We start from the raw sequence: 22,266 nt of genomic DNA on the forward strand, positions 1-22,266 counted from the left end.
TCGCGCATGGCTTTCGAACCGCCGCCGCGCCTGGTACGGGCGCTCGGTGAGACGGCACCGGCCGGGGACGACTGGCTCGCTCAGCTGCCGGCGATCGCCGAACGGGCCGTTGCCAGGCGCGAGTTGACCGTGGAGCGGGTTCAGGTGCCGGGCGGGCGCAGCAGTCTGGTGGTGCTGGTGCGGCGGGCCGACGGCACCCCGGCCGTGCTGAAGCTGGCCCCGCCCCGGGCCCGTCCGGAGAGCGAGCGGGCGGCGCTGGCGCACTGGGCCGGGCTGGGCGCCGTACAGCTCCGGGAAGCCGATGCGGAGGAGGCGGAGGAGGGGGTGCTGCTGCTGGAGCGGCTGCACCCGGATGTGTCCGTGCGTTCGCTGCCGGAGGCGAAGGCGCTGCTGGAGGCCGCGGGCACGCTGCGCCGGCTCTGGGCCGAGCCGCCGGCCGGCCAGGCCTTCGAGACCGTCGCCGAGCGCACGGGGCGCCAGGCGGCGGCGATGCGGGCGGGCGCGGAGGCCGACCCCGAGGTGGCACCGCTGGTCGACGCGGCGCTCGCGGCCCGCGAGGAGCTGCTGGCGGCGCCGCCCGAGCACCGGTTGCTGCACGGTACGTTCCGGCAGAGCAAGGTGCTGGCCGGGGAGCGGATGCCGTGGCTCGCGGTGGGCCCTGATCCGGTGGTGGGCGAGTGCGCGTTCGATCTGGCGCGGTTGGTCCGCGACCGGGTGGAGGACCTGATCGCGGCACCGTCCGGCCCGTCGACGACCCGGCGGCGCATCAAACGGCTCGCGGAGTCGCTGGAGGTGGAACAGGAGCGGTTGCGCGGCTGGACCCTGTTCCGGGCGGTGGAGTCCGGTGTGCGGGCGCTCCGCGTGGGCCGGCCGAAGGACGCCGAGCTGCTGCTGGAGTTCGCCGGCTGGTTGTAGACCGGTGAACGTCGAAGAAGCCCCCAAGCTCTGCGGAGCTTCGGGGGCTTCTTCGACGGTTTCTCTCGCTACGCCGTCAGGCGGGCGATCGCGTCCTCGACCGTCAGTTCCTCGCGCTCGCCGGTCTTGCGGTCCTTCAGTTCCAGGACGCCCTCGCCGGAGCGGCGGCCGGCGACCAGGATCTGCGGGACGCCGATCAGCTCGGAGTCGGTGAACTTCACGCCCGGGGAGACGCCGGCCCGGTCGTCGACCAGGACGCGGAGGCCGGCGGCGGCCAGCTTCTCGGCGACGTCGAGGGCCAGCTCGGTCTGCAGCGCCTTGCCGGCGGCGACCACGTGCACGTCGGCCGGGGCGACCTCCTTGGGCCACACCAGGCCCTTGTCGTCGGCGCTCTGCTCGGCGATGGCCGCGACCGCGCGGGAGACGCCGATGCCGTAGGAGCCCATGGTGACGCGGACCGGCTTGCCGTTCTGGCCGAGGACGTCGAGCTTGAGGGCGTCGGTGTACTTGCGGCCCAGCTGGAAGATGTGGCCGATCTCGATGGCGCGGTCCAGCTTCAGGCCGGTGCCGCACTTCGGGCAGGGGTCGCCCTCCTGCACGACCACGACGTCCACGTACGCGTCGACCTCGAAGTCACGCCCGGCGACCACGTTCTTGGCGTGGGTGTTGTCCTTGTTGGCGCCGGTGATCCAGGAGGTGCCGGGGGCCACGCGCGGGTCGGCGAGGTACTTCACCTTCTCGCCCAGGCCCTGCGGGCCGACGTAACCGCGGACCAGGTCGGGGCGGCCCGCGAAGTCCGCCTCGGTGACCATCTCGACGACGGCCGGCGCGAAGTGCGCCTCGACCTTGTCCAGGTCGACCTCGCGGTCACCGGGCACGCCGACGGCGACGATCTCGCCGTCCACCTTCACCAGCAGGTTCTTCAGCGTGGCGGAGGCCGGGACGCCGAGGGAGGCGGCCAGCGTCTCGATGGTGGGGGTGTCCGGGGTGGGGATCTCCTCCAGCGCGGGCACGTCCGAGGCGTCGACCGGCTCGAGCGCGTAGGTGATCGCCTCCGTGTTGGCGGCGAAGTCGCAGTTCGGGCAGTCCGCGAAGGTGTCCTCGCCGGCCTCGGCCGGGGCCAGGAACTCCTCCGACTTCGAGCCGCCCATGGCGCCGGCGGTGGCGGCGCAGATGCGGTAGTCCAGGCCGAGGCGCTCGAAGACGCGCTGGTAGGCCTCGCGGTGCAGGGCGTACGACTGCGCGAGCCCCTCGTCCGCCAGGTCGAAGGAGTACGAGTCCTTCATCAGGAACTCACGGCCCCGCAGGATGCCGGCGCGGGGCCGGGCCTCGTCACGGAACTTGGTCTGGATCTGGTACAGGATCACCGGCAGGTCCTTGTAGGACGTGCACTGGTCCTTGACCAGGAGGGTGAAGATCTCCTCGTGGGTCGGGCCGAGGAGGTAGTCGCCGCCCTTGCGGTCCTTGAGCCGGAACAGCTCCTGGCCGTACTCGTCCCAGCGGCCGGTCGCCTCGTACGGCTCCCGGGGCAGCAGGGCGGGGAGGGTGACCTCCTGGGCACCGATGGCGTCCATCTCCTCGCGGACGATCCGCTCGACGTTGGAGAGGACCTTCTTGCCGAGGGGCAGCCAGCTCCAGATGCCGGCGGCCGTGCGGCGGACGTAGCCGGCGCGGACGAGGAGCTTGTGGCTGAGGACCTCGGCGTCCGCCGGGTCGTCGCGCAGCGTCTTCGCCATCAACTGGGACATGCGCTGGACCGGTGCGTTCGCCATGGTTCTCGTACTCCTGCCGGGTAAGGGTGATGGCATAGGAGGTTAGCCGGGCGGCCTGTGCCGGTGGAAATCGGATTCGTCCCGCCTTCATCCACGGCGCAGGGGCAGGTGGGCGCCCATCACCGCGTACGGCTTCGGCGCGCTCGGGAAGTGGACCTGGCGGGCGAGATCGACATAGCCGAGGGAGAAGTACAGACCGCGGGCGGGGCTGTCGGCGTCGATCGCCGAGAGGATCGAGCGCGGCTCGCTGGCGGTGTCGGTGATCATGGTGATCAGGCGCCGCCCGATGCCCCGGTTCTGGTGGCCGGGGTGGACGTGCAGCTCGGTGATCACGAAGGAGTCGTCCAGCCAGAAGTCGTTGCCGGTCGCGCGGAGGTACGGCTCCACGACGGTGGACCACCAGTGGGTGCGGGAGTTGGGCATGCCGTAGACGAAGCCGACGAGACGCCCGCCGGCGCTCGCGCCGAGGGCCCGCGCGCCCGGGAACTGCATGTGGCGCTGGACGATCTGCCGCCGTACGGCGACCTCGTCGGCGCCCAGCCCGAAGGCCAGCGCCTGGACGGCCAGGGCCTCGTCGACGCGGGCAGCGAGGTCCAGGGGGCCGATCACGAGGTCCATGCCGGGAGCGTACAGCCGGTTCAGAACAGGACGCTCATGAAGGCGCCGACCTCCTGGAAGCCCACGCGCCGGTACGTCCTTCTCGCCGCCGTGTTGAAGTCGTTCACGTACAGGCTGACCACCGGGGCGACGTCGGCGAGGGCATAGCGCAGGACCGCCGCCATGCCGGGGGCCGCAAGGCCCCTCCCCCGGTACTCGGGGGCCACCCACACGCCCTGGATCTGGCAGGCCTGGCTGGTCGCGGCGCCGATCTCGGCCTTGAAGACGACCTTGCCGTGCTCGTCGAGGCGGGCGAAGGAACGGCCGGAGCCGACGAGTTCGGCGACGCGGGCCTGGTAGAGCAGCCCGCCGTCACCCGCCAGCGGCGATACGCCCACCTCCTCGGTGAACATCGCCACGCACGCCGGCATGATCGTCTCCATCTCGTCCTTGCGGACGCGGCGGAGATAGGGGTCCGGGGCGATGTCGGCGGGCATGCGGTCGGTGACCATCAGGGGCTGGTGGGCGCGGACCTCGCGGGCGGGGCCCCACTGGGGTTCGAGCAGGCGCCACAGCGCGGCGGTGGCGTCGGCGGGGCCGACGATCGAGGAGCAGCGCCGGCCGGCCCTCCGCGCCCGGTCCGCGAAGGCGCGCACGGCGCGCGGGGTGGCGCACACCGGGACCAGATTGGCGCCCGCGTAGCACAGCGACGTGAGCATGCCGTCCTCGTACCAGCCCCACATCTCGCCGCCGAGCCGCCACGGGTCGAGGCCCGCGACCTGGACCCGCGAGGTCACGAAGGCGTTCGCGACCGGCTCGCGGTGGAGGACGGCGAGCGCGGCGTCAAGGTCGCTCGGTTCGAGCACCCGTGAGGTGGTCTGGGTCAACACGTGCGGGGCCTCACCCTGAGGGTTCTGCTGGTCCGGGCACTTTACCCCGAGGGTTTGTGGAGCGCTTCCGGGTGAGAACGGCTCTGCAGGACGACCAGCCGGGGTGGGCTTCGCTGCCCCTGGAGCGGTGATGAGAACAAGCGGCGCGCCGAGCCGGTGCAGGTCACCACGCCAGTTGAGATGAACGGAACGCAGTCTATTTCAATCTTCGTTTATGTACGGCCACTCAAGCAAAGCTCGATCTGCACTGTATTGAAACCCTGTGCGACCCATTTGTGCGGAGGCTGGTCCGGGTAACGGGTGAGGTCCAGGCGAAGCTTCAAGGTCGGTCCGTCCACCACCCTTCCGGCTCGGGGTACTCGGAATGCTGTGCGGTCCCTGGAGCCTTGCCGGTTCGTGGATTCTCCCACACTTCCGTCACTTCGCGTGAACACGTATTCCCGCGTCATTACCGGATTGCGTGAGGCATCCATGGGAGATCCGAATGAGGGAGTCAGGCAGCTAGCCGTCGGTGCAGTAGGTCATGTGTCGATGCCCCGAAGCCGCCGTGCGATGTCGATGTCCCGCTGCAGTGCGCTGAGCCGGGGCGGCTCTCGGCTGGCGTCGAGGACGACGACATGCAGGCGATCTCCTACCTGGGGTGGTGCGGTGCTTTGATCCCACCAAGAAGGATGCTTCACCTGATCGATGAATCCGGTCTCGCCGTCGGCGTCGACCTTTGCCCCCACAGGGGCTACTGCGACCACAGTCACGTCAAGCTCCTGATGATTGCGGAACGTCATTTCGGTCCTCCGAATATGGAAACCCAGCTGCGTCCCTGGGTCAGCTCGTTGAACCGATCCAGCTTTTCCACCGGAATTTCGAACTCCAGGCGGGGCGCTCCATTGGGGCCGTTGTAGTCGTGAATCTTCGCATGCTCGCCGAATTCCTCAAGGAACGACGGATGCATGTCATATTTAACCATTCCCTTGGCGAAGTTGGCGCCTGTCGGCCCAGCGTATTCCGCTGCGACGGCCCGTTCGCCAAAGTAGATCTTCCCGTCGGACATGATGCCGCCGCCGATGTCCACCCCGGGCTGGTGGTTGGCCGGATTCGGGCCGTTCGCGAGTTCGTATTCCGCATGCGCTCCCTTCGGGGTCCGGTAGATCGCAATGTAGTCCGGCGCCAGACCCAGGTAGTCCGTCCACGACAGGGGGTTCGGCACATACGTAGAGGCGTTGGGTGCCGGTGCGAGGCCGAGGGGATCGGGGGTAAGGTACCGGGCGGTTTCAGGGTCGTAGTGGCGGAAGTAGTTGTAGTGGAGGCCGGTTTCCGGGTCGTAGTACTGGCCCGGGAAGCGGAGGGGTGTGTAGGTGGTGCTGTTTGCCGCCCATGCCGTTGTTCCCCAGAGCGTGCTGCGGGTGCGCCAGGCAATCTCGCCCTGTTCGTCTATGAGTTCGTTGGGGGCGCCGACGAGGTCGGTGACTATGGCGAAGAAACGGGAGTCGATCTCGTCCTGCGGGGCTTCGGCCGGTGTGATGCGTTCCGTCTGGGTGAGGGGACGTAGGCCCTCGTGCTCCCAGGTGAGAGTGACCGGGTTGAGGAGGGACGAAGACGTCGTCGTCTGTTCACAGAGAGTTGTGCCGTCCCAGGTGAAGTCCACCCTTTCCAGCACCGTTTCGCCGTCCGAAGCGAGGCGGAGTTTCGCGGTGCGGCGGCCCAGGGGGTCGTAGGTGTAACGCCAGCGGGCGCCGTCGGGCGTGACTACCGAGGTCAGGCGGTCCTCAGTGTCCCATTCGTAGCGCCAGGTGTCCGGCTTCTTCGACAGGCGGGTTTTCTGGCGGAGGGTGATGCGGCCGAGAGCGTCGTGTTCGTAGCGGACATTGCCGGCGCGGGTGATGCGCGTGCCCGTGTAGGTGCGGGGGCCCGTTGCCTCCGTGCCCGGGTGGTTCGTCGGCCAGACTGCCTCGGTCTGGTTGCCCGCCTCGTCGTAGGCGTAGCGCTCGGTCCAGTTCGCCGCGTGGACCGCCGTCACCCTGCCCGTCGCGTCCAGGTCGAAGCGGCGGGTGCCGGAGAGGTGGTCGTCTATGGCGGTCAGGTTGCCGTCGGCGCGGTAGGTATACGCCCTGCTTTGCAGCATGCGGCCTTCGGCGCCGGTCACCGACTGGGTGGTCAGGCGGCCCAGGGGGTCGAAGGTGTGGGCCAGGGTGATCGTTTCGGCTATGTGGCGGGTCAGTTCGCGGCCCGCCTCGTCGTAAGTGAAGTCGATCGTACGGCCGTTGGTGGTCAGCTGGGCGCGGTTGCCCGCCGCGTCGTACGTCCAGGTGCTGTGGGCGCCGGTGGGGGTGGTGCGGGCGGTGCGGCGCCCCAGGGCGTCGTAGGCGTACGTCACCGTCCGGCCGTCGACCGTCTCCGAGTGCAGGCGGCCGTAGCGGTCGCGCAGCAGCGTCAGTGTCGTGCCGTCCGGGCCCGTGGCCTGGGCAAGGTGGTCGGTGAAGTCGTAGGCGTAGGTGGTGACGGCCCCTGCGGCGTCCTTGGTCGTGATGCGGCCCAGGGCATCGCGTTCGAAGCACGTCAGTTCGCCGAGGGCGTTCCGGCGTGAGGTCAGGCGGCCGGCGGTGTCGTAGGCGTACGTCAGCGTCCGGTCGTCGAAGTCCGTCTCCGACAGCAGACGGCCGGCCGGGTCGTAGGCGTACTCCCACGTCAGGCCCTGGGGGTTCGTGACCTTCGTCAGGCGCAGTTCCGCGTCGTGGGCGAATTCGTAGCGGACGCCGTCCGGGCCCGTGCGGGCCGACAGGAGATCGAAGTGGGTGTATTCGAAGTGGGTGACGCCGCCGATCGGGTCGGTGTGGCTGGTGCAGTTGCCCTCGCCGTCGTACGTCCAGCTCTCCGACGTGCCGTCCGGGGCCGTGCGGCGCGCCAGGTGGCCTTCCACCGTCCATTCCAGGTGGGTCGTCGCGCCGGTCGGGTCCGTGATCGCGACTGGGCGGCCGAAGGCGTCCCGGGTATAGCGGGTGACTGCGCCAAGTGGGTCCGTGACCTCGATGGGCAGGCCCGCGCGGTTGCAGCTCACCCTGGTCGTGTGGCCCAGGGGGTCCGTCACCGATGTCAGGTGGCCGGCCTCTGTGTAGGTGAAGTGCGTTGCCTGGGCCGCCGGGTCCGTCATCGACGTGCGGTTGCCCCGCTCGTCGTACGTGCGGCGGCGGGCGTTGCCGTCCGTGCCGGTCACCTTCACCGGCAGGCCCAGGTCGTCGTACTCCGCCCTCGCCTCGCGGCCGTCCGGGCGGATGACCGAGATCAGGTTGCCCTCGTCGTCGTAGCGGAACGAGGTCGTGTGGCCCAGCGGGTCCGTCGTGGACAGCAGGCGGTTGTAGCGGTCGCGGGTGAAGTGGGTCGCCGCGCCCAGCGGGTCGATCTCCGTGACGACCTGGCTGTTGGCGTTGATCAGGTAGCGGCGGGTGTGGCCCTCGCCCGTCACCGTCGTGGTGACCCGGTGGCCGGTCGCCGGGTCCGTGTCGTCGTAGGAGAGGCGCAGGGCCATGTGGCCGTGGGAGCCGCTCTCGGCGATGCAGCGGTCCCGGTCGTCGTACTCGTAGGTGTAGCTGCGGTCGTTCGTGTCCGTCCAGGACACCACCCGGGCGCGGTCGTCGTAGCCGAAACGCAGGGGCGCGCCCGAGGAGTTGATGACCTCCGTCAGGTGGCCTTCGGGAGAGTAGCCGTACTGCTTGATCTCCTGGTCCGTGCCGTCCGGTGCCGCGCCCGCCAGGTGCAGGGCCGTGACCCGGTCACCGGCTGTCGTGATCTTCAGGCGGTTGCCGCCGGAGGAGGCGATCGCCAGCGGGGTGCCTTCGGCGTCGTACTCGAAGGTGAGCCAGTTGCCGTTGCGGTCGTCGATCTGCTCGATCACCGCGCGGTCTTCGCCCTGGTCAGCGAAATGCCAGACCCGGCCCGAGCGAGGGTCCGTGACCGTGTAACCGCCGTCCACCCGGGCCAGCGGCCAGCGGTTGCTGCCGTGGGTGGGCAGGGTCGGGGCGCCCGGCTCGGGGTGGGGGTAGGTGAGGAGGAGTCCGTCCTCGGTGACGAAGATGACTCCCCCGGCGTCGATCGACAGGTGCTGGTCGACCGTGGAGGACCAGGACGGGCCGAACCAGTGGCCCAGGCGATAGCCGGATTCGACTCGGCGGGTGAAGACCAGGGGCAGGGTGCCGGGCAGGGTGATGTCGGTCTGCGGCAGGTACATCTTGCCGGTGATCAGGTCGACCGGGTCGGTGTTGTCGTCCTGGACCTTGTTCTTCGGGTTCTCCGCCACACCCTCCGGGTCCTCACCCGCGGCCTGACGGGCCGTGCTCCGCGCGTCGCTCGCGGCCACGTCACCCAGCCCGTCCAGCTCACTGGGCAGCGCACGGGCACCGGGGATCGAGATGCCGTCGAAGAGGGCACCGAAGCCGCCCGCCTCGCCGGCGACCTTGGCCATGGCGCCGGCCCCGCCGAACATGCCGCCGAACACCATCCCGGACGTCGCCGCGTCGCTCGCCTCGTCCAGGCTGAAGCCCTTGCTCTCGCCGGTGGCGATGGCGACCGGCTGACTGACGGCCAGGTCGACCGTGACCGACTCCACGCCGCCCATCGCAGCCGTGGCCAGGGTGGTGCCCGCGATCGTGGCGATCTCGGTGGAGACCTCGATGCCCAGGGTCCCGGCCAGTTCCACGATGCCGGCGGTGGCCGCCGCCGCAGCGCCCTCGGAGATACCGGCCGTGAAGATGGCGAGCGCCGTGCCCGCGACGATCGTCGCGCCGACGATCTCCAGCTCGTGTTCCAGGCGTGTGACCGCGTGGTGGACGGCGTCGGCGTACTTGTCCAGCGCCTTGGCCATGTCCCGGGCGCCGTCGGCCATGTCCTTCAGCCAGCCATGGCCGTTGTAGTAGTAGCGGCGCCAGAACGGGTCGTCGAAGGCGGAGATCGCCTCGCCCTTGTTGTCCTCGATGATGTGCCGGGCCGTCTTGTTCGCCGCCGACAGCACGTCCTCGATGTCGTCGGCGAAGGTCCGCCACGCCTTGGCCGCCTCCCGCAGCCCGTCCTCGTCGGCGGCCGGCCACCACATGCCGGTCATGTCCTGGACGATCTGCTTCGCCTTGTCGGCCGCGCTCACTTGGCCTGGCCTCCGCCCTGGCCGCGGCCCTGCACATGGATCCGGCTGAACATCGAGCGGACGAGTTGCTCGTTGTCGATGTGGCCGTCCGCCATGTCGCTCATCGCCTCATGGATGCTGGCCAGACCCTGGGCGAGGATGTGCGCCGCGTTCTCGATCTTCGTGACGTTCGGGCCGTAGGCGTTGTGGAACTGCTTGCCCTGCTTGTCGTCGCCCCACGGCGAACCGGCCGCGGCGAGCGCCGTCTTGAGCTTGGTCAGCGCCTTGGTGAGGTCGGTGCTGTGCGTCTGGAAATGCGGAGCCGTCTGCTTCAGATCGGCGATCTTGATATCGAGTATCTTGCCGTCGCCGCCGCTGCCGCCCTGGTCACCCATGGTGCCGCGTCCCTCCCCGTCAGTCTGCTCACCAGCCCGAAGACACTAGTGGACAAGACGAGTTCGCAATCGGGAGCGGCACCAAAGGGACGGTAAAGCGCAATTCAAGCTTGGACAAGATCGAGGAACGCCTGCCATGCAGCGGCGGACAGCGCGAGGGTGGGGGCCGTGGCGGGGTTCTGCTTGGAGTCCCGTACGTGGATGGTGGTGGGGCGGGTGGCGACCTCGACACACTCGCCGCCCTCGCCGTCGCTGTAGCTGCTCTTGAACCACACCAACTCGGTCGGCTCTTCGACGTTCATCTCTCTCCCAGCAACTTCTCTACGAGGGCCAGTGATTCACGCGGAGACAGGGCCTGGGCCCTGAGGGGACCGTACCGCTCCTCCAGTTCCCTGACCGTCGAGCGATCGATGAAGAGACGACTGCTCTTGTACGCCTCCACGTACGCGATCCTGCGCCCTTTCGTCGTCTCGATCAAGGTGAATCGTCCGGAGAGGGCCGCATGCTCCTCGCGACCGTCCGGCATGACCTGGATCTCCACGTTGGACCGCTGACCGATGAGCAGGATCTGCTCCAACTGGCCTCGCACAACGTCCCGTCCGCCCAGCCCCTTTCGCAGAACCGCCTCCTCCATCACGAAGGTGATGGTGGGCATCGGTTTCCGCCCGAAGATCTCCTGGCGGGCCAACCTGGCCGTCACGCGCTGCTCGATGGTCGCCTCGTCCAGCGGCGGACGCCGAACAGTGAAGACCGCCCGCGCGTAGTCCTCCGTCTGCAGCAGACCGGGCACGGTCTGCACAGCAAAGAAGTGCAACGCGACCGCCTTCTTCTCCAGCGCCGCCGCATCCTGGAAGAACGCCGGATACTGCGCCTTCTCCATCTCCTCGATGAAATCGACCAGCACCCCCTGCGCACCCAGCACCTCGTCGGCCTGCATGATGAACCGGGCCGACGGAATGCGTCTGCCCTGCTCGAACGACGCGACGGTCGCCGCCGAGTACCCGGTACGGGAACCGAGTTCGGCACGTTCCATGCCCGCCTGAGTCCTCAGCCGCTTCAACAGCCGCCCGAAGATGAGCGGGACGGCCGAGTCCGGCCCCGACTCCCCCTCCGGCTCCGGCGCTTCGGGTTCTGCCTGTACTTCCTCGCTCACGCACACCCCCAATTCCCTCGCGCCGTCATCGGTCACGGCGCGCCCGTGTACAGCCGCACCACACGCTCATACAACGCGCGTTGGTCAAGGTGCGGCCGCTGTTCAACGTTACTGAGCGTGCGCGAACGTAAGCGACATGAAGTCAGGAATCTCCACCCCCGAGTTCGCCATGCGGTTCACCTCCACCCCGCGCGGCGCCCGGCTCGCCCGGCGGCTGGTCTCGCTCCGGCTGGACGAGTGGGGGCACGCCTACGACAGCCCCGTGAACGAAGCCGTCACGCTGATCGCCGCCGAACTCGTCGCGAACGCGGTCCGGCACGGTCACGTACCCGGGCGGGACTTCCACCTCCGGCTCACCGAGTCGTACGGCACCCTGCGCCTGGAGGTCTCCGACACGCGTACTGAACGGTTGCCCGAGGTGCGGGTGCCGACCGACGAGTCCGGCCGCGGCCTGCTGCTGATCAAGGCGCTCGCCGACAAGTGGGGCGTCACGCCACGGCAGCCAGGCAAATCCGTCTGGGCGGAGGTACACGTGAGTCCCGCCACCCAGCGGTGACGGGACTCACGAAGGCCGAAAGGATCAGCCGGCCACCGACACCGACGGCTCGCCCGACTCCACGCCCTCGTCCTGCATCTGCTCGGCCAGCTTCATGGCCTCCTCGATGAGGGTCTCCACGATCTTGGACTCGGGGACGGTCTTGATGACCTCGCCCTTGACGAAGATCTGGCCCTTGCCGTTGCCGGAGGCGACACCGAGGTCGGCCTCGCGGGCCTCGCCGGGGCCGTTGACGACGCAGCCCATGACGGCGACGCGCAGCGGGACCTCCATGCCGGTCAGGCCGGCCGTGACCTCCTCCGCGAGCTTGTAGACGTCGACCTGGGCGCGGCCGCAGGACGGGCAGGAGACGATCTCCAGGCCGCGCTGGCGCAGGCCGAGCGACTGCAGGATCTGGAGGCCGACCTTGACCTCCTCGACGGGGGGAGCCGAGAGGGACACGCGGATCGTGTCGCCGATGCCCTGGGAGAGGAGCGCGCCGAAGGCCACCGCCGACTTGATCGTGCCCTGGAAGGCGGGGCCCGCCTCCGTCACGCCGAGGTGGAGGGGGTACTCGCACTGCTCGGCGAGCTGGCGGTAGGCCTCGATCATCACGACCGGGTCGTTGTGCTTGACGGAGATCTTGATGTCGCGGAAGTCGTGCTCCTCGAAGAGGGACGCCTCCCACAGGGCGGACTCGACCAGGGCCTCGGGGGTCGCCTTGCCGTACTTCTGGAGCAGGCGCTTGTCCAGGGAGCCGGCGTTGACGCCGATGCGGATCGGGGTGCCGTGGTCCTTGGCGGCCTTGGCGATCTCCTTGACCTTGTCGTCGAACTGCTTGATGTTGCCGGGGTTCACGCGGACCGCCGCGCACCCCGCCTCGATCGCCGCGAAGACGTACTTCGGCTGGAAGTGGATGTCCGCGATCACCGGGATCTGGGACTTCCTCGCGATGGTCGCCAGGGCGTCGGCGTCGTCCTGGGTGGGGCACGCCACGCGCACGATCTGGCAGCCGGACGCCGTCAGCTCGGCGATCTGCTGGAGGGTGGCGCCGATGTCGGACGTACGGGTCGTGGTCATCGACTGGACCGAGACGGGCGCGTCTCCGCCGACCGCCACGCTTCCGACCTGGATCTGCCGGCTCTTCCGGCGCTCGGCGAGCTTGGTCGGAACGGACGGCATGCCGAGAGAAATCGCAGTCATCTGCTGTGCAACCCCAAGTCGTGGATCAAGGTCCGGTCCCGTCTACGGTCGGGCTCCAGGCTTCGAGATTACGGCACGGCCCCACGCGCCAGCACATCCCACCCGGCAAACCCACTCGATGGAAGGCGGCCCGGAACACCGTGTTCCGGCCCGCCCCCAACGCCGCATGGCTACGAGATTTTCACGGGGTTAACGACATCGGCCACGAGGACCAAGAGCGTAAAGCAGACAAAGATCCCCGCCACCACATACGCCACCGGCATCAGCTTCGCCACGTCGAAGGGACCCGGGTCCGGGCGGCGCAGCACCCGGGCCACGTTGCGCCGCAGGGCCTCCCACAGGGCGCCCGCGATGTGGCCGCCGTCGAGCGGGAGCAGCGGGAGCATGTTGAACAGGAACAGGGAGAGGTTGAAGCCGGCCAGCAGCATCACGAACATCGCCACCTGCTGTGAGGCGGGGATGTCGAGGGTGGCGATGTCGCCGGTGATGCGGGCGGCGCCGACGATGCCGACCGGGGAGTCCGGCTGGCGCGGGGCGTTGCCGAAGGCGGCGTCCCAGAGGGCCGGGATCTTGGCGGGCAGGGCGGCGAGGGAGTCGACGGCGTCGCCGACCCGGTCGGTCATCCAGGTCACGGACTGGCCGAAGTCCTGGTGGACGACGCCGGTGGCGGCGCTGAAGCCGAGGAAGCCGGCCTGGACGTACTTGCCCTGGACGTACTGGCCGCTGGAGTCCTTCTTGGCGACCAGGTTGGTGGCGATCTTGGCGTGCAGGGTGACCTGCGTGCCGTCGCGCTGGACGACGATCGGGACGGTCTTGCCGGCGCTGTCCCGGATCAGGTCCGAGAGGGTGTTCCAGTCCTTGGTCGGCTTGCCGTCGAAGGAGACGATCTTGTCGCGCTTCTTCATGCCGGCGGCCTCGGCCGGGGACGCCGGGTCGGCCTTCTTGCAGCTGTCGCGGTTCTCGCTCTGGGCGATGACGCAGGGCGAGACGGAGGCGACGGTGGTGGTCTGCTGCTGGATGCCGAAGCCCATGAGCACGGTGAAGAACAGGGCGATCGCGAGGATCAGGTTCATGAAGGGGCCGGCGAACATGACGATGACGCGCTTCCACGGCTTGCGCGTGTAGAACATGCGGGTCTCGTCGCCGGGCTGCAGTTCTTCGAAGGCAGCCGAGCGGGCGTCCTCGATCATGCCGCGCCACGGGGAGGTGGAGCGGGCGGAGACGCGGCCCTGGTCGTCGGGCGGGAACATGCCGATCATGCGGATGTAGCCGCCGAGCGGGACCGCCTTGACGCCGTACTCGGTCTCGCCCTTCCTCCGCGACCAGACGGTGGGGCCGAAGCCGACCATGTACTGGGGGACGCGGATGCCGAAGAGCTTGGCCGTGGACAGGTGCCCCAGCTCGTGCCAGGCGATCGAGACGAGCAGGCCGACCGCGAAGACCAGTATGCCGAGGATGAACATCAAGGTCGTCATGCACGCGCCTCCGCGGTCGCCGTCGTGGCTGTGAGTTCGCGGGCCCGGGCGCGGGCCCAGGCCTCCGCTTCGAGGACGTCCGACACGGTGAGTGAAGTTCCCGCGGCCGGGGTGCCGTGTTCCTCGACGACCCGGGTGACGGTCTCCATGATGCCGTTGAAGGGCAGTGCGCCGGTGCGGAAGGCCTCGACGCATTCCTCGTTGGCCGCATTGAACACCGCCGGGGCGGTGCCGGCGAGCTGCCCCACGTGCCGGGCGAGGTTCACCGAGGGGAAGGCCTCGTTGTCCAGGGGGAAGAACTCCCAGGTGGAGGCCTTGCTCCAGTCGAAGGCGGGCGCCGCGTCCGGGATCCGCTCGGGCCAGCCCAGGCCGATGGCGATGGGCCCGCGCATGTCGGGGGGCGTCGCCTGGGCGATCGTGGATCCGTCGGTGAACTCGACCATCGAGTGGACATACGACTGGGGATGCACGACCACCTCAATGCGGTCGAAGGGAATGTCGTAGAGGAGGTGTGCCTCGATGACTTCCAGGCCCTTGTTGACGAGGGTCGCGGAGTTGATCGTGATCACCGGGCCCATGGCCCAGGTGGGGTGGGCGAGGGCGTCCTCGACGGTCACCCGGGCCAGGTCGGCCTTCGTGCGGCCCCGGAAGGGCCCTCCGGACGCCGTGACGACCAGCTTGCGTACGTCGGCCCGCGTCCCTGCCGCCAGGGCCTGGAAGAGGGCGGCGTGCTCGGAGTCGACGGGGATGATCTGTCCCGGCTTGGCGAGCGCCTTGACCAGCGGCCCGCCGACGATCAGGGACTCCTTGTTGGCGAGCGCCAGGGTGCGGCCCGCCTCCAGGGCGGCGAGGGTGGGCGCCAGGCCGATGGAGCCGGTGATGCCGTTCAGCACGGTGTGGCAGTCGGAGGCGGCGACCTGGGTGGCCGCGTCGGGTCCGGCGAGGATCTCGGGCAGCGGCTCGCCGGGGCCGTACTCGGCGGCGAGCGCCTCGCGCAGGGCGGGTACGACGTCCTCGCGGGCGACCGCCACGGTGCGCACCCGCAGCCGGCGGGCCTGCTCGGCGAGGAGGGCGACACGGCCGCCGTTCGCGGACAGGGCGGTGACCCGGAAGCGGCCGGGGTGGCGCAGGACGAGGTCGATGGCCTGGGTGCCGATGGATCCGGTGGAGCCGAGGATCACCACGTCCTTGGGGCCGTCGCCCGCGAGGGGGTCGTAGACGAGGTGCGGGTCGGCGAGGGGTGCCGGATGGGCGGGGCTGTCGGTCATCCCCCCATTGTTGCCCCAACCGGTGACGGCACGGACACGGCGTCCCTCGCGCGGGTGTGTCCGTACCCTTCGTCATGGGTTGGGATGGTCCTCCCGATATGAAGGCAGGGTGAAGATCGGGACCGGCCTCGGGAAATCGTGCGCACGCGGTGGCCGTCGATGGCATCCTTCCGGTGCAGCCCGTCCGAAGGGCGACAAAGGGGGAGTACCACCATCATGAATCGCATGCGCGCGACCGCGGCCGTCCTGACCACCGCCGGAATGCTGACCGCTGCTCAACTCGGTCTGGCCGCTGCGGCGTCGGCCGCCACGCAGACGCCGCAGAGTTCCGGCTGCCCGGTCAACCTGGTCTACCCGAGCCGCTTCTACATCGACTCGCACGGCTGGGTGACCAACGGGGGTCTGTACTTCGGCATCAAGAACAAGAGCACGACGACGAGCTTCAAGAAGGTCAGCTTCACCGTCACGGACGTGAAGAACATCCGCTTCGGCTCGGCCAGGGCGACGGGTGGCAAGGTCACCCACAAGACGTCGAAGACGGTGACCGTGTACACGGGGACGCTGAACAAGAAGGCGAGTCTCGGGGTGAAGGTGCAGACGCATCTGCTCAACACCCACACCTACAAGGTGCAGTTCACCCTGCACGGCTCGGGCTGGACCTGCGCCGTGAACCAGGGCACCTGGGGCAGCTGACCGGCCCCAGGCGCCCGGTCGGCAGGCGGGAGGGCGGCTCAGTCCCCGTAGGGGCGGCGTTCGTTCTCCCGCGTGGCGGGTCCGGGGGTCGCGTCGGCGATCCACGGGCCGTCCCCGGACGGATCGATGACGCCTTCCTCCAGCCAGGTGTAGGCCCCGCCGAGCACGCCCTTGACCACCTTGCGGTCGAGGGCGTCGGTGTTGGTCCACAGCCGGTCGAAGAGTTCCTCGATGCGGATGCGGGCCTGCCGGCAGAAGGCGTCGGCCAGCTGGTAGGCCTCGCGGCCGTGTTCGTCCCGGCTGCGCAGCAGTTCGGCCCGGACGCAGACCGCGCTCATCGCGAACAGCTCGGCGCCGATGTCGACGATCCGTCCGAGGAAGCCCTGTTTGGTCTCCATCCGGCCCTGCCAGCGGGACATGGCGTAGAAGGTGGAGCGGGCCAGCTTGCGGGCGGTGCGCTCGACGTAGCGCAGGTGCCCCGACAGGTCGACGCCGTGTTTGAACCGACCGTAGGACGTGGGGAGTTGGCCGGGTCCGGCGACCAGTTTCGGCAGCCATTTGGCGTAGAAGACGCCCGCGTTCGCGCCCGCCTTGGCCTTGTCGGCCAGGGTCTTGTCGGGGTCGATGAGGTCACCGGCGACCGAGAGGTGGGCGTCGACGGCCTCGCGGGCGATCAGCAGGTGCATGATCTCCGTCGAGCCCTCGAAGATGCGGTTGATGCGCAGGTCGCGCAGCATCTGCTCGGCCGGGACCGCCCGCTCGCCGCGTGCCCTGAGCGACTCGGCCGTCTCGTAGCCCCGGCCGCCGCGGATCTGGACCAGTTCGTCGGCCATCGTCCAGGCCATCTCGGAGCCGTAGAGCTTGGCGAGGGCGGCCTCGATGCGGATGTCGTTGCGGTCCTCGTCGGCCATCTGGGAGGAGAGGTCGAGGACGGCCTCCAGGGCGAAGGTGGTGGCCGCGATGAAGCTGATCTTGGAGCCGACGGCCTCGTGCAGCGCGACCGGCTTGCCCCACTGCTCGCGCTCCGCCGACCATTCGCGGGCGATCTTCAGGCACCACTTGCCGGCGCCCGCGCACATCGCCGGCAGCGACAGCCGCCCGGTGTTCAGCGTCGTCAGCGCGATCTTCAGGCCCGCACCCTCGGGGCCGATGCGGTTGGCGGCCGGGACCCGGACCTGGTGGAAGCGGGTGACGCCGTTCTCGATGCCGCGCAGGCCCATGAAGGCGTTGCGGTTCTCGACGGTGATGCCCTCCGAGGTCGCCTCCACCACGAACGCGGTGATGCCGCCCTTGTGTCCCTCGGACTTCGGCACCCGCGCCATGACGACGAGCAGGTCGGCGACCACGCCGTTGGTGGTCCACAGCTTCACCCCGTCGAGGACGTAGGTGTCCCCATCGGGTACGGCGGTGGTGGCGAGGCGGGCCGGGTCGGAGCCGACGTCCGGCTCGGTGAGCAGGAAGGCGGAGATGTCGGTGCGGGCGCAGCGAGGCAGGAAGGCGTCCTTCTGCTCCTGGGTGCCGAAGAGCTTCAGCGGCTGGGGTACGCCGATCGACTGGTGGGCGGAGAGCAGTGCGCCGACGGCGGGGCTGGCGGAGCCGACGAGGGCGAGGGCCTTGTTGTAGTAGAGCTGGGTGAGGCCGAGACCGCCGTACTTGGGGTCGATCTTCATACCGAGGGCGCCGAGTTCCTTCAGGCCGGTGACGACCTCGTCGGGGATGCGGGCCTCGCGCTCGATGCGGGCGGTGTCGATCGTGGACTCGCAGAACGCGCGCAGCTTGGCGAGGAACTCCTCGCCGCTCCGGACGCTGTCGGGGTCCGGGAGCGGGTGGGGGTGGATGAGGTCGAGTCGGAAGCGCCCGAGGAACAGTTCCTTGGCGAAGCTGGGCTTGTGCCAGTCCTGCTGCCGGGCGGCCTCCGCCACCTGGCGCGCCTCGCGCTCGGTGACGGTGGTACGTGACTTGGTGGGGGCGGACATGAGGCTCACCTCGCCGCGAAGAGGGATGATTGCGGACCGTTCGTTACCGACCAGTGCTACTGGATCGTTGGTACCCGAAACGGGCCGACCCCACCACCCCTCGCGCGTCCATCCGGCCGAAAGCCGGGCCGGAGTCCCGCCGCGCGGGTGTGTACTGGTCCTCTGGAGCACGCCCTGTTCGGCTGTCCTGGAAAAGCTGTCGAAGCGCTTCGACATTCTCTGGACACCCCACCTCGGCTGAGGCTAGTGTCAATCTCACCCTCACACGCCCACATCAGCGACGCGCAGCAGTCGAAGCGCTTCACACAGCTTGGAGCACGGATGGTCACCCTTGCCGAGGTCGCCCAGCACGCCGGAGTCTCGGCGAGCACGGTGAGCTATGTCCTCAGCGGCAAGCGGTCCATCTCCGCGACCACCCGGCACCGGGTCGAGCAGAGCATCCGGGAACTGGGCTACCACCCGAACGCGGGCGCCCGCGCCCTGGCCGGCAAGCGGTCGAACATCGTCGCGCTGATGATCCCACTGCGCACCGACATGTACGTGCCGGTGATGATGGAGATCGCCATCGCGGTGGCCACCACGGCCCGCACCCACGGCTACGACGTCCTGCTGCTCACCGGGGAGGAGGGGCCCGACGCGGTGCGCCGGGTGACCGGCAGCGGTCTCGCCGACGCGATGATCCTGATGGACGTCGAACTGGAGGACGAGCGGCTGCCGCTGCTGCGGGGGACCGACCAGCCCTCGGTGCTGATCGGCCTGCCTGCCGACACGGGCGGTCTGACCTGCGTGGATCTGGACTGGACGGCGACCGGCGCGCTGTGCGTGGAGCATCTGGCGGGGCTCGGTCACCGTGACATCGCTGTCATCGGCGAGGCCCCGGCCGTCTACGAGCGGCACACCGGTTTCGCCGAGCGCACCCTCGACGGACTGCGCTCCCGGGCCCGCGAGACGGGCGTACGGGTGCTGCACCGGCCGTGCGACGGCGGCTACGACGCGATGGCCGTCACCCTGGCCCGGATCCTCGACGAGCGGCCCGGCACGACCGGGTTCGTGGTGCAGAACGAGTCGGCGGTGGAGCCGCTGCTCGCGCTGCTGCGCCAGCAGGGCCGGGCCGTGCCGGAGGACGTGTCGGTGGTCGCGATCTGCCCGGACCAGGTCGCCGTCCAGGCCTCGGTGCGGCTGACCTCGGTCGCCATCCCGGCGCAGCAGATGGGCCGGTACGCGGTCGAGCACCTGGTGGCCAAGCTGGACGGGCGAGGCGCCGACGAGGTCGTGCTGATCACGCCCGAACTGACGGTACGCGCGAGTTCGGGACCGGCACCGGCCGTCTCCTGACGCGTCTTCCCGTGCCCCCGTGCGTCCGGGGCACCCCTCTGCCTGCCTTGTCCCTGTCCCGCACTCCTTCAGGAGCATGCAGTGAACCTTCAGGAACATGCAGTGAACCAGCCTGCCGCCGCGCAGCCCAAGGTCTCCCTCGCCCAGTCCTCCCCCACCGTGGGCACATTCCGTGAGCGGGACGGGGCGCTGGAGTGGAGCGGCCGTCAGGAGACGGTGCGGATCGAGCCGTGGGGTCCGGACGCGGTCCGGGTGCGCGCCCGGCTCGGCGGCCCGGTGCTGGACGGGCTGCCGGGCGCCCTGCTCGACCCCCCGCCCGCCCAGGACGCCACGGCCCGGATCGGGGACGGCGGGGCACGGCTGACGGTCGGCGCGCTGACCGTCGAGGTGGACGGCGAGGGCCTGGTCCGCTTTGTGCGCACCGAGGACCGTACGGAGCTGCTCGCCGAGGAGCGGGCCCACTTCTGGTGGCCGGGCCCGCGCCTGTACACGGCGGTCGGAGGCGGCCACCACCGGCTGGAGCAGCGCTTCGCCGCCTACGAGGGCGAGAGGCTGTACGGCCTCGGCCAGCACCAGCACGGACGCCTGGACCAGAAGGGTCTGGTGGTGGACCTGGTGCAGCGCAACGCCGAGGTGAGCGTTCCGGTGCTGGTGTCCAGCCGGGGCTACACCCTGCTGTGGAACAACCCGGCGATCGGCCGGGTGGAGCTGGCGGGCAACGGCACCCGCTGGGTCGCGGACTCGGCCCGGCAGATCGACTACTGGATCACGGCGGGCACCCCGGCCGACGGACAGCGCGCCTACAGCGCGGTCACCGGGCGCTCCCCGATGCTGCCGGAGTGGGCGGCCGGCTTCTGGCAGTGCAAGCTGCGCTACCGCACCCAGGACGAACTGCTCGACGTGGCCCGGGAGTACAAGCGCCGGGGCCTGCCCCTCTCGGCGATCGTGTGCGACTTCTTCCACTGGACCCACCTCGGCGAGTGGAAGTTCGACCCCAAGGAGTGGCCCGACCCGGCGGCGATGGTCCGCGAGCTGGAGGAACTGGGCGTCAAGCTGGTGGTGTCCGTGTGGCCGTCGGTCTCACCGCTGTCGGAGAACCACCCGCTCATGGAGCAGCGCGGCTATTTCATCGGCACCCAGTACGGCCCGATGGCGCACGCCGACTGGCCGGACAAGGAGGTCGACTCCACCGTCCAGGTGGCCTTCTACGACGCCACGAACCCGGAGGCGCGGGAGTTCGTGTGGTCGAGGGTCCGCGACAACTACCTCGCCCCCTACGGCATCACGGCCTTCTGGCTGGACGCCTGCGAGCCCGAGCTGAAGCCGGGCTTCCCGGAGAACCTGCGCTACTGGGCGGGCCCGGGGCTGGAGGTCGGCAACCTCTACCCGCGCGAGAACGCCCGCACCTTCCACGAGGGCCTGCGCGCACGGGGTGAGGAGGTCATCACCCTCAACCGCTCGGCGTGGGCGGGCAGTCAGCGCTACGGCGCCGCCCTGTGGTCCGGTGACATCGGCACCGATTTCGCGACCCTGCGCCGCCAGATCGCGGCCGGCCTCAACACCGCGCTGTCCGGCATCCCCTGGTGGAACACCGACATCGGCGGCTTCCACGGCGGCGACCCGGACGACCCCGCCTACCGCGAGGTGATGATCCGCTGGTTCCAGTTCGGCGCGCTGTCCCCGCTGATGCGGCTGCACGGCTTCCGCGACCCGGGCATGCCGCTGGGCCCGGAGATGACGGGCGGCCCGAACGAGGTGTGGTCGTACGGCGAGGCGGCCGGCCCGATCCTGCAGAGGTACCTGCGCCTGCGCGAGCGTCTGAAGCCGTACGTCCTGAAGGTCATGCGGGAGGCCCACGAGGAGGGGCTGCCGGTCATGCGCCCGCTGTTCCTGGAGTTCCCGGACGACCAGGCGGCCTGGTCGGTGGACGACGCCTACCTCTTCGGCCGGGACCTGCTGGTCGCCCCGGTGCTGACGGCCGGCGCGACGGCCCGCACGACCTACCTCCCTTCGGGCGCGCGCTGGACGGACGGGTGGACGGGTGCGACGTACGAGGGCGGTACGGCGGTGACGGTGGACGCGCCGCTGGACCGCATCCCGCTGTTCCTGCGGGACGGGGCGCTGCTGCCGATCGCGGAGTGAGCGCGTGAGGGGGGCCGGTCCGCGCGGGACCGGCCCCCCCCTTTCTTCCGTCGCCTCTTCCGTCGCCGTCGCTCAGCTGCTGCTGACACTCTCGCTGTTGACGGTGAAGTTCAGCCCGCCGGAGGAGGAGGTGATCTCGAAGCCGAGCTGGAGGTCACCGATGGTCACGTCGCCGAACCAGCCCTTGGTGTCCTTGATCCACTTCAGGATCGGCAGGATGTTCACCGTGCCGGAGCCGGAGTTGGAGGTGCGGACGAAGGAGAAGACGTCGTTGGAGCCGTTGTTGCCCTTGTAGACGGTCCAGGTGGAGCCGCCGAGGCTCACCGTGCCCTGGGAGGTGCCGAGCGGGCCGACGGCGCCGGTCTTGTTGACCCAGAGCATGATCTCGTACTTGTAGCCCGTGTCCCAGATGTCGTACGCCGTCTCGTAGGCGCCGGACGACGGGACGGTGACGTTGTAGCTGCTGGAGAGCGAGCTCATGGAGGTGATCGACTTGTTGATCACCTTCTTGGCGTTGGGGTAGGACTTGATGCCGCCGGTGTTCGGGTGGTCCGCCCAGACGCCCCAGTTGGTGCCGGAGTTGGCCCAGATGCACTGGCTGCCCGCGCCGGAGCCCCAGATGTCGTTGTAGAGGGTGTAGCCGTTCAGCGTGGTGCTGCCCCACTGGTCGCAGGAGCTCCAGACGGCGGCGGAGGCGGGGGCCGAGGCGAGGCCGACGGTGGCGCCGAGGGCGAGGGTGGGGGCGATCAGGGCCTTGGCGACCCTGCCGAGTGTGCTTGTTGCCATGGGGTCCCTTCCATGGGTGGGGGG

At 69.6% G+C, this 22,266-nt stretch carries 19 protein-coding genes; 5 read left to right on the forward strand and 14 right to left on the reverse strand.

Annotated features, from left to right (window positions below; all coding sequences use genetic code 11):
* The first annotated feature begins 6 nt into the window (after positions 1–6).
* Positions 7–915 (forward strand): aminoglycoside phosphotransferase family protein, encoded by a 909-nt coding sequence (locus tag SRB17_RS36445; RefSeq protein ID WP_153545110.1) that lies wholly within the window; start codon positions 7–9, stop codon positions 913–915.
* 68 nt (positions 916–983) lie between these two features.
* Here SRB17_RS36445 and SRB17_RS36450 read toward each other — a convergent pair whose 3' ends face one another.
* The 9 genes from SRB17_RS36450 to SRB17_RS36490 all read right to left on the reverse strand — a co-directional run bounded on the left by SRB17_RS36450 (position 984) and on the right by SRB17_RS36490 (position 10,865).
* Positions 984–2,687, reverse strand: a complete 1,704-nt coding sequence (locus SRB17_RS36450) for a proline--tRNA ligase (RefSeq protein ID WP_153545112.1) — start codon at positions 2,685–2,687, stop codon at positions 984–986.
* A gap of 87 nt (positions 2,688–2,774) precedes the next feature.
* A complete protein-coding gene (locus SRB17_RS36455; RefSeq protein WP_153545114.1) occupies positions 2,775–3,305 on the reverse strand; it encodes a GNAT family N-acetyltransferase in 531 nt (176 codons plus the stop codon).
* Between the two features lie 20 nt (positions 3,306–3,325).
* On the reverse strand, positions 3,326–4,174 hold the full coding sequence (locus SRB17_RS36460) for a GNAT family N-acetyltransferase (protein WP_323376890.1): 849 nt from the start codon (positions 4,172–4,174) through the stop codon (positions 3,326–3,328).
* Positions 4,175–4,386: 212 nt separating this feature from the next.
* Positions 4,387–4,647 (reverse strand): Imm50 family immunity protein, encoded by a 261-nt coding sequence (locus SRB17_RS48630; protein ID WP_153545116.1) that lies wholly within the window; start codon positions 4,645–4,647, stop codon positions 4,387–4,389.
* Positions 4,648–4,695: 48 nt separating this feature from the next.
* Complete coding sequence (locus SRB17_RS36470; protein ID WP_153545118.1) at positions 4,696–4,956, reverse strand: hypothetical protein; 261 nt, start codon at positions 4,954–4,956, stop codon at positions 4,696–4,698.
* Entirely contained in the window at positions 4,953–9,302 is a 4,350-nt protein-coding gene (locus tag SRB17_RS36475) for a DUF6531 domain-containing protein (RefSeq protein ID WP_323376893.1), read from the reverse strand. Before SRB17_RS36475 ends, SRB17_RS36470 begins: the two co-directional genes overlap by 4 nt.
* Positions 9,299–9,676, reverse strand: a complete 378-nt coding sequence (locus tag SRB17_RS36480; protein ID WP_153545119.1) for a WXG100 family type VII secretion target — start codon at positions 9,674–9,676, stop codon at positions 9,299–9,301. Before SRB17_RS36480 ends, SRB17_RS36475 begins: the two co-directional genes overlap by 4 nt.
* 104 nt (positions 9,677–9,780) lie before the next feature.
* Positions 9,781–9,978, reverse strand: coding sequence for a DUF397 domain-containing protein (locus SRB17_RS36485; RefSeq protein ID WP_153545121.1), 198 nt, complete (start codon positions 9,976–9,978; stop codon positions 9,781–9,783).
* Positions 9,975–10,865: a helix-turn-helix domain-containing protein gene (locus tag SRB17_RS36490; protein WP_416237118.1), complete on the reverse strand. Its 891-nt coding sequence runs from the start codon at positions 10,863–10,865 to the stop codon at positions 9,975–9,977. The genes SRB17_RS36485 and SRB17_RS36490 overlap by 4 nt, the downstream gene beginning before the upstream one ends.
* 100 nt (positions 10,866–10,965) lie before the next feature.
* On the opposite strand from SRB17_RS36490, the gene SRB17_RS36495 reads away from it, so the two are divergent.
* Entirely contained in the window at positions 10,966–11,385 is a 420-nt protein-coding gene (locus tag SRB17_RS36495; RefSeq protein ID WP_228396477.1) for an ATP-binding protein, read from the forward strand.
* A gap of 24 nt (positions 11,386–11,409) precedes the next feature.
* On the opposite strand, the gene ispG is transcribed toward SRB17_RS36495, so the two are convergent.
* The 3 genes from ispG to dxr form a co-directional block, all read right to left on the reverse strand.
* Positions 11,410–12,567 carry a flavodoxin-dependent (E)-4-hydroxy-3-methylbut-2-enyl-diphosphate synthase gene (ispG, locus tag SRB17_RS36500; RefSeq protein WP_153545123.1) on the reverse strand — a complete coding sequence of 386 codons (1,158 nt, stop codon included), beginning with the start codon at positions 12,565–12,567 and terminating at the stop codon, positions 11,410–11,412.
* Positions 12,568–12,737: 170 nt separating this feature from the next.
* Entirely contained in the window at positions 12,738–14,042 is a 1,305-nt protein-coding gene (locus SRB17_RS36505; RefSeq protein ID WP_153545125.1) for a M50 family metallopeptidase, read from the reverse strand.
* On the reverse strand, positions 14,039–15,310 hold the full coding sequence (dxr, locus tag SRB17_RS36510) for a 1-deoxy-D-xylulose-5-phosphate reductoisomerase (protein WP_153545127.1): 1,272 nt from the start codon (positions 15,308–15,310) through the stop codon (positions 14,039–14,041). Before dxr ends, SRB17_RS36505 begins: the two co-directional genes overlap by 4 nt.
* A gap of 225 nt (positions 15,311–15,535) precedes the next feature.
* Here dxr and SRB17_RS36515 point away from each other — a divergent pair, with 225 nt between their 5' ends.
* Complete coding sequence (locus SRB17_RS36515) at positions 15,536–16,003, forward strand: hypothetical protein (RefSeq protein WP_228396478.1); 468 nt, start codon at positions 15,536–15,538, stop codon at positions 16,001–16,003.
* Positions 16,004–16,041: 38 nt separating this feature from the next.
* Here the strand turns inward: SRB17_RS36515 and SRB17_RS36520 are convergent, their stop codons facing one another.
* Positions 16,042–17,979 (reverse strand): acyl-CoA dehydrogenase family protein, encoded by a 1,938-nt coding sequence (locus SRB17_RS36520; protein WP_153545131.1) that lies wholly within the window; start codon positions 17,977–17,979, stop codon positions 16,042–16,044.
* 321 nt (positions 17,980–18,300) lie between these two features.
* Between SRB17_RS36520 and SRB17_RS36525 the strand changes: the two genes are divergently transcribed.
* Positions 18,301–19,314 (forward strand): LacI family DNA-binding transcriptional regulator, encoded by a 1,014-nt coding sequence (locus SRB17_RS36525; RefSeq protein ID WP_153545133.1) that lies wholly within the window; start codon positions 18,301–18,303, stop codon positions 19,312–19,314.
* Positions 19,315–19,416: 102 nt separating this feature from the next.
* Complete coding sequence (locus tag SRB17_RS36530; protein WP_323376895.1) at positions 19,417–21,456, forward strand: glycoside hydrolase family 31 protein; 2,040 nt, start codon at positions 19,417–19,419, stop codon at positions 21,454–21,456.
* 72 nt (positions 21,457–21,528) lie between these two features.
* Here the strand turns inward: SRB17_RS36530 and SRB17_RS36535 are convergent, their stop codons facing one another.
* Positions 21,529–22,242, reverse strand: a complete 714-nt coding sequence (locus SRB17_RS36535) for a glycoside hydrolase family 12 protein (protein ID WP_153545137.1) — start codon at positions 22,240–22,242, stop codon at positions 21,529–21,531.
* Between the last annotated feature and the right edge of the window lie 24 nt (positions 22,243–22,266).

It is taken from the genome of Streptomyces sp. RB17, from assembly GCF_009604455.1.
Classification (GTDB): Bacteria; Actinomycetota; Actinomycetes; order Streptomycetales; family Streptomycetaceae; genus Streptomyces.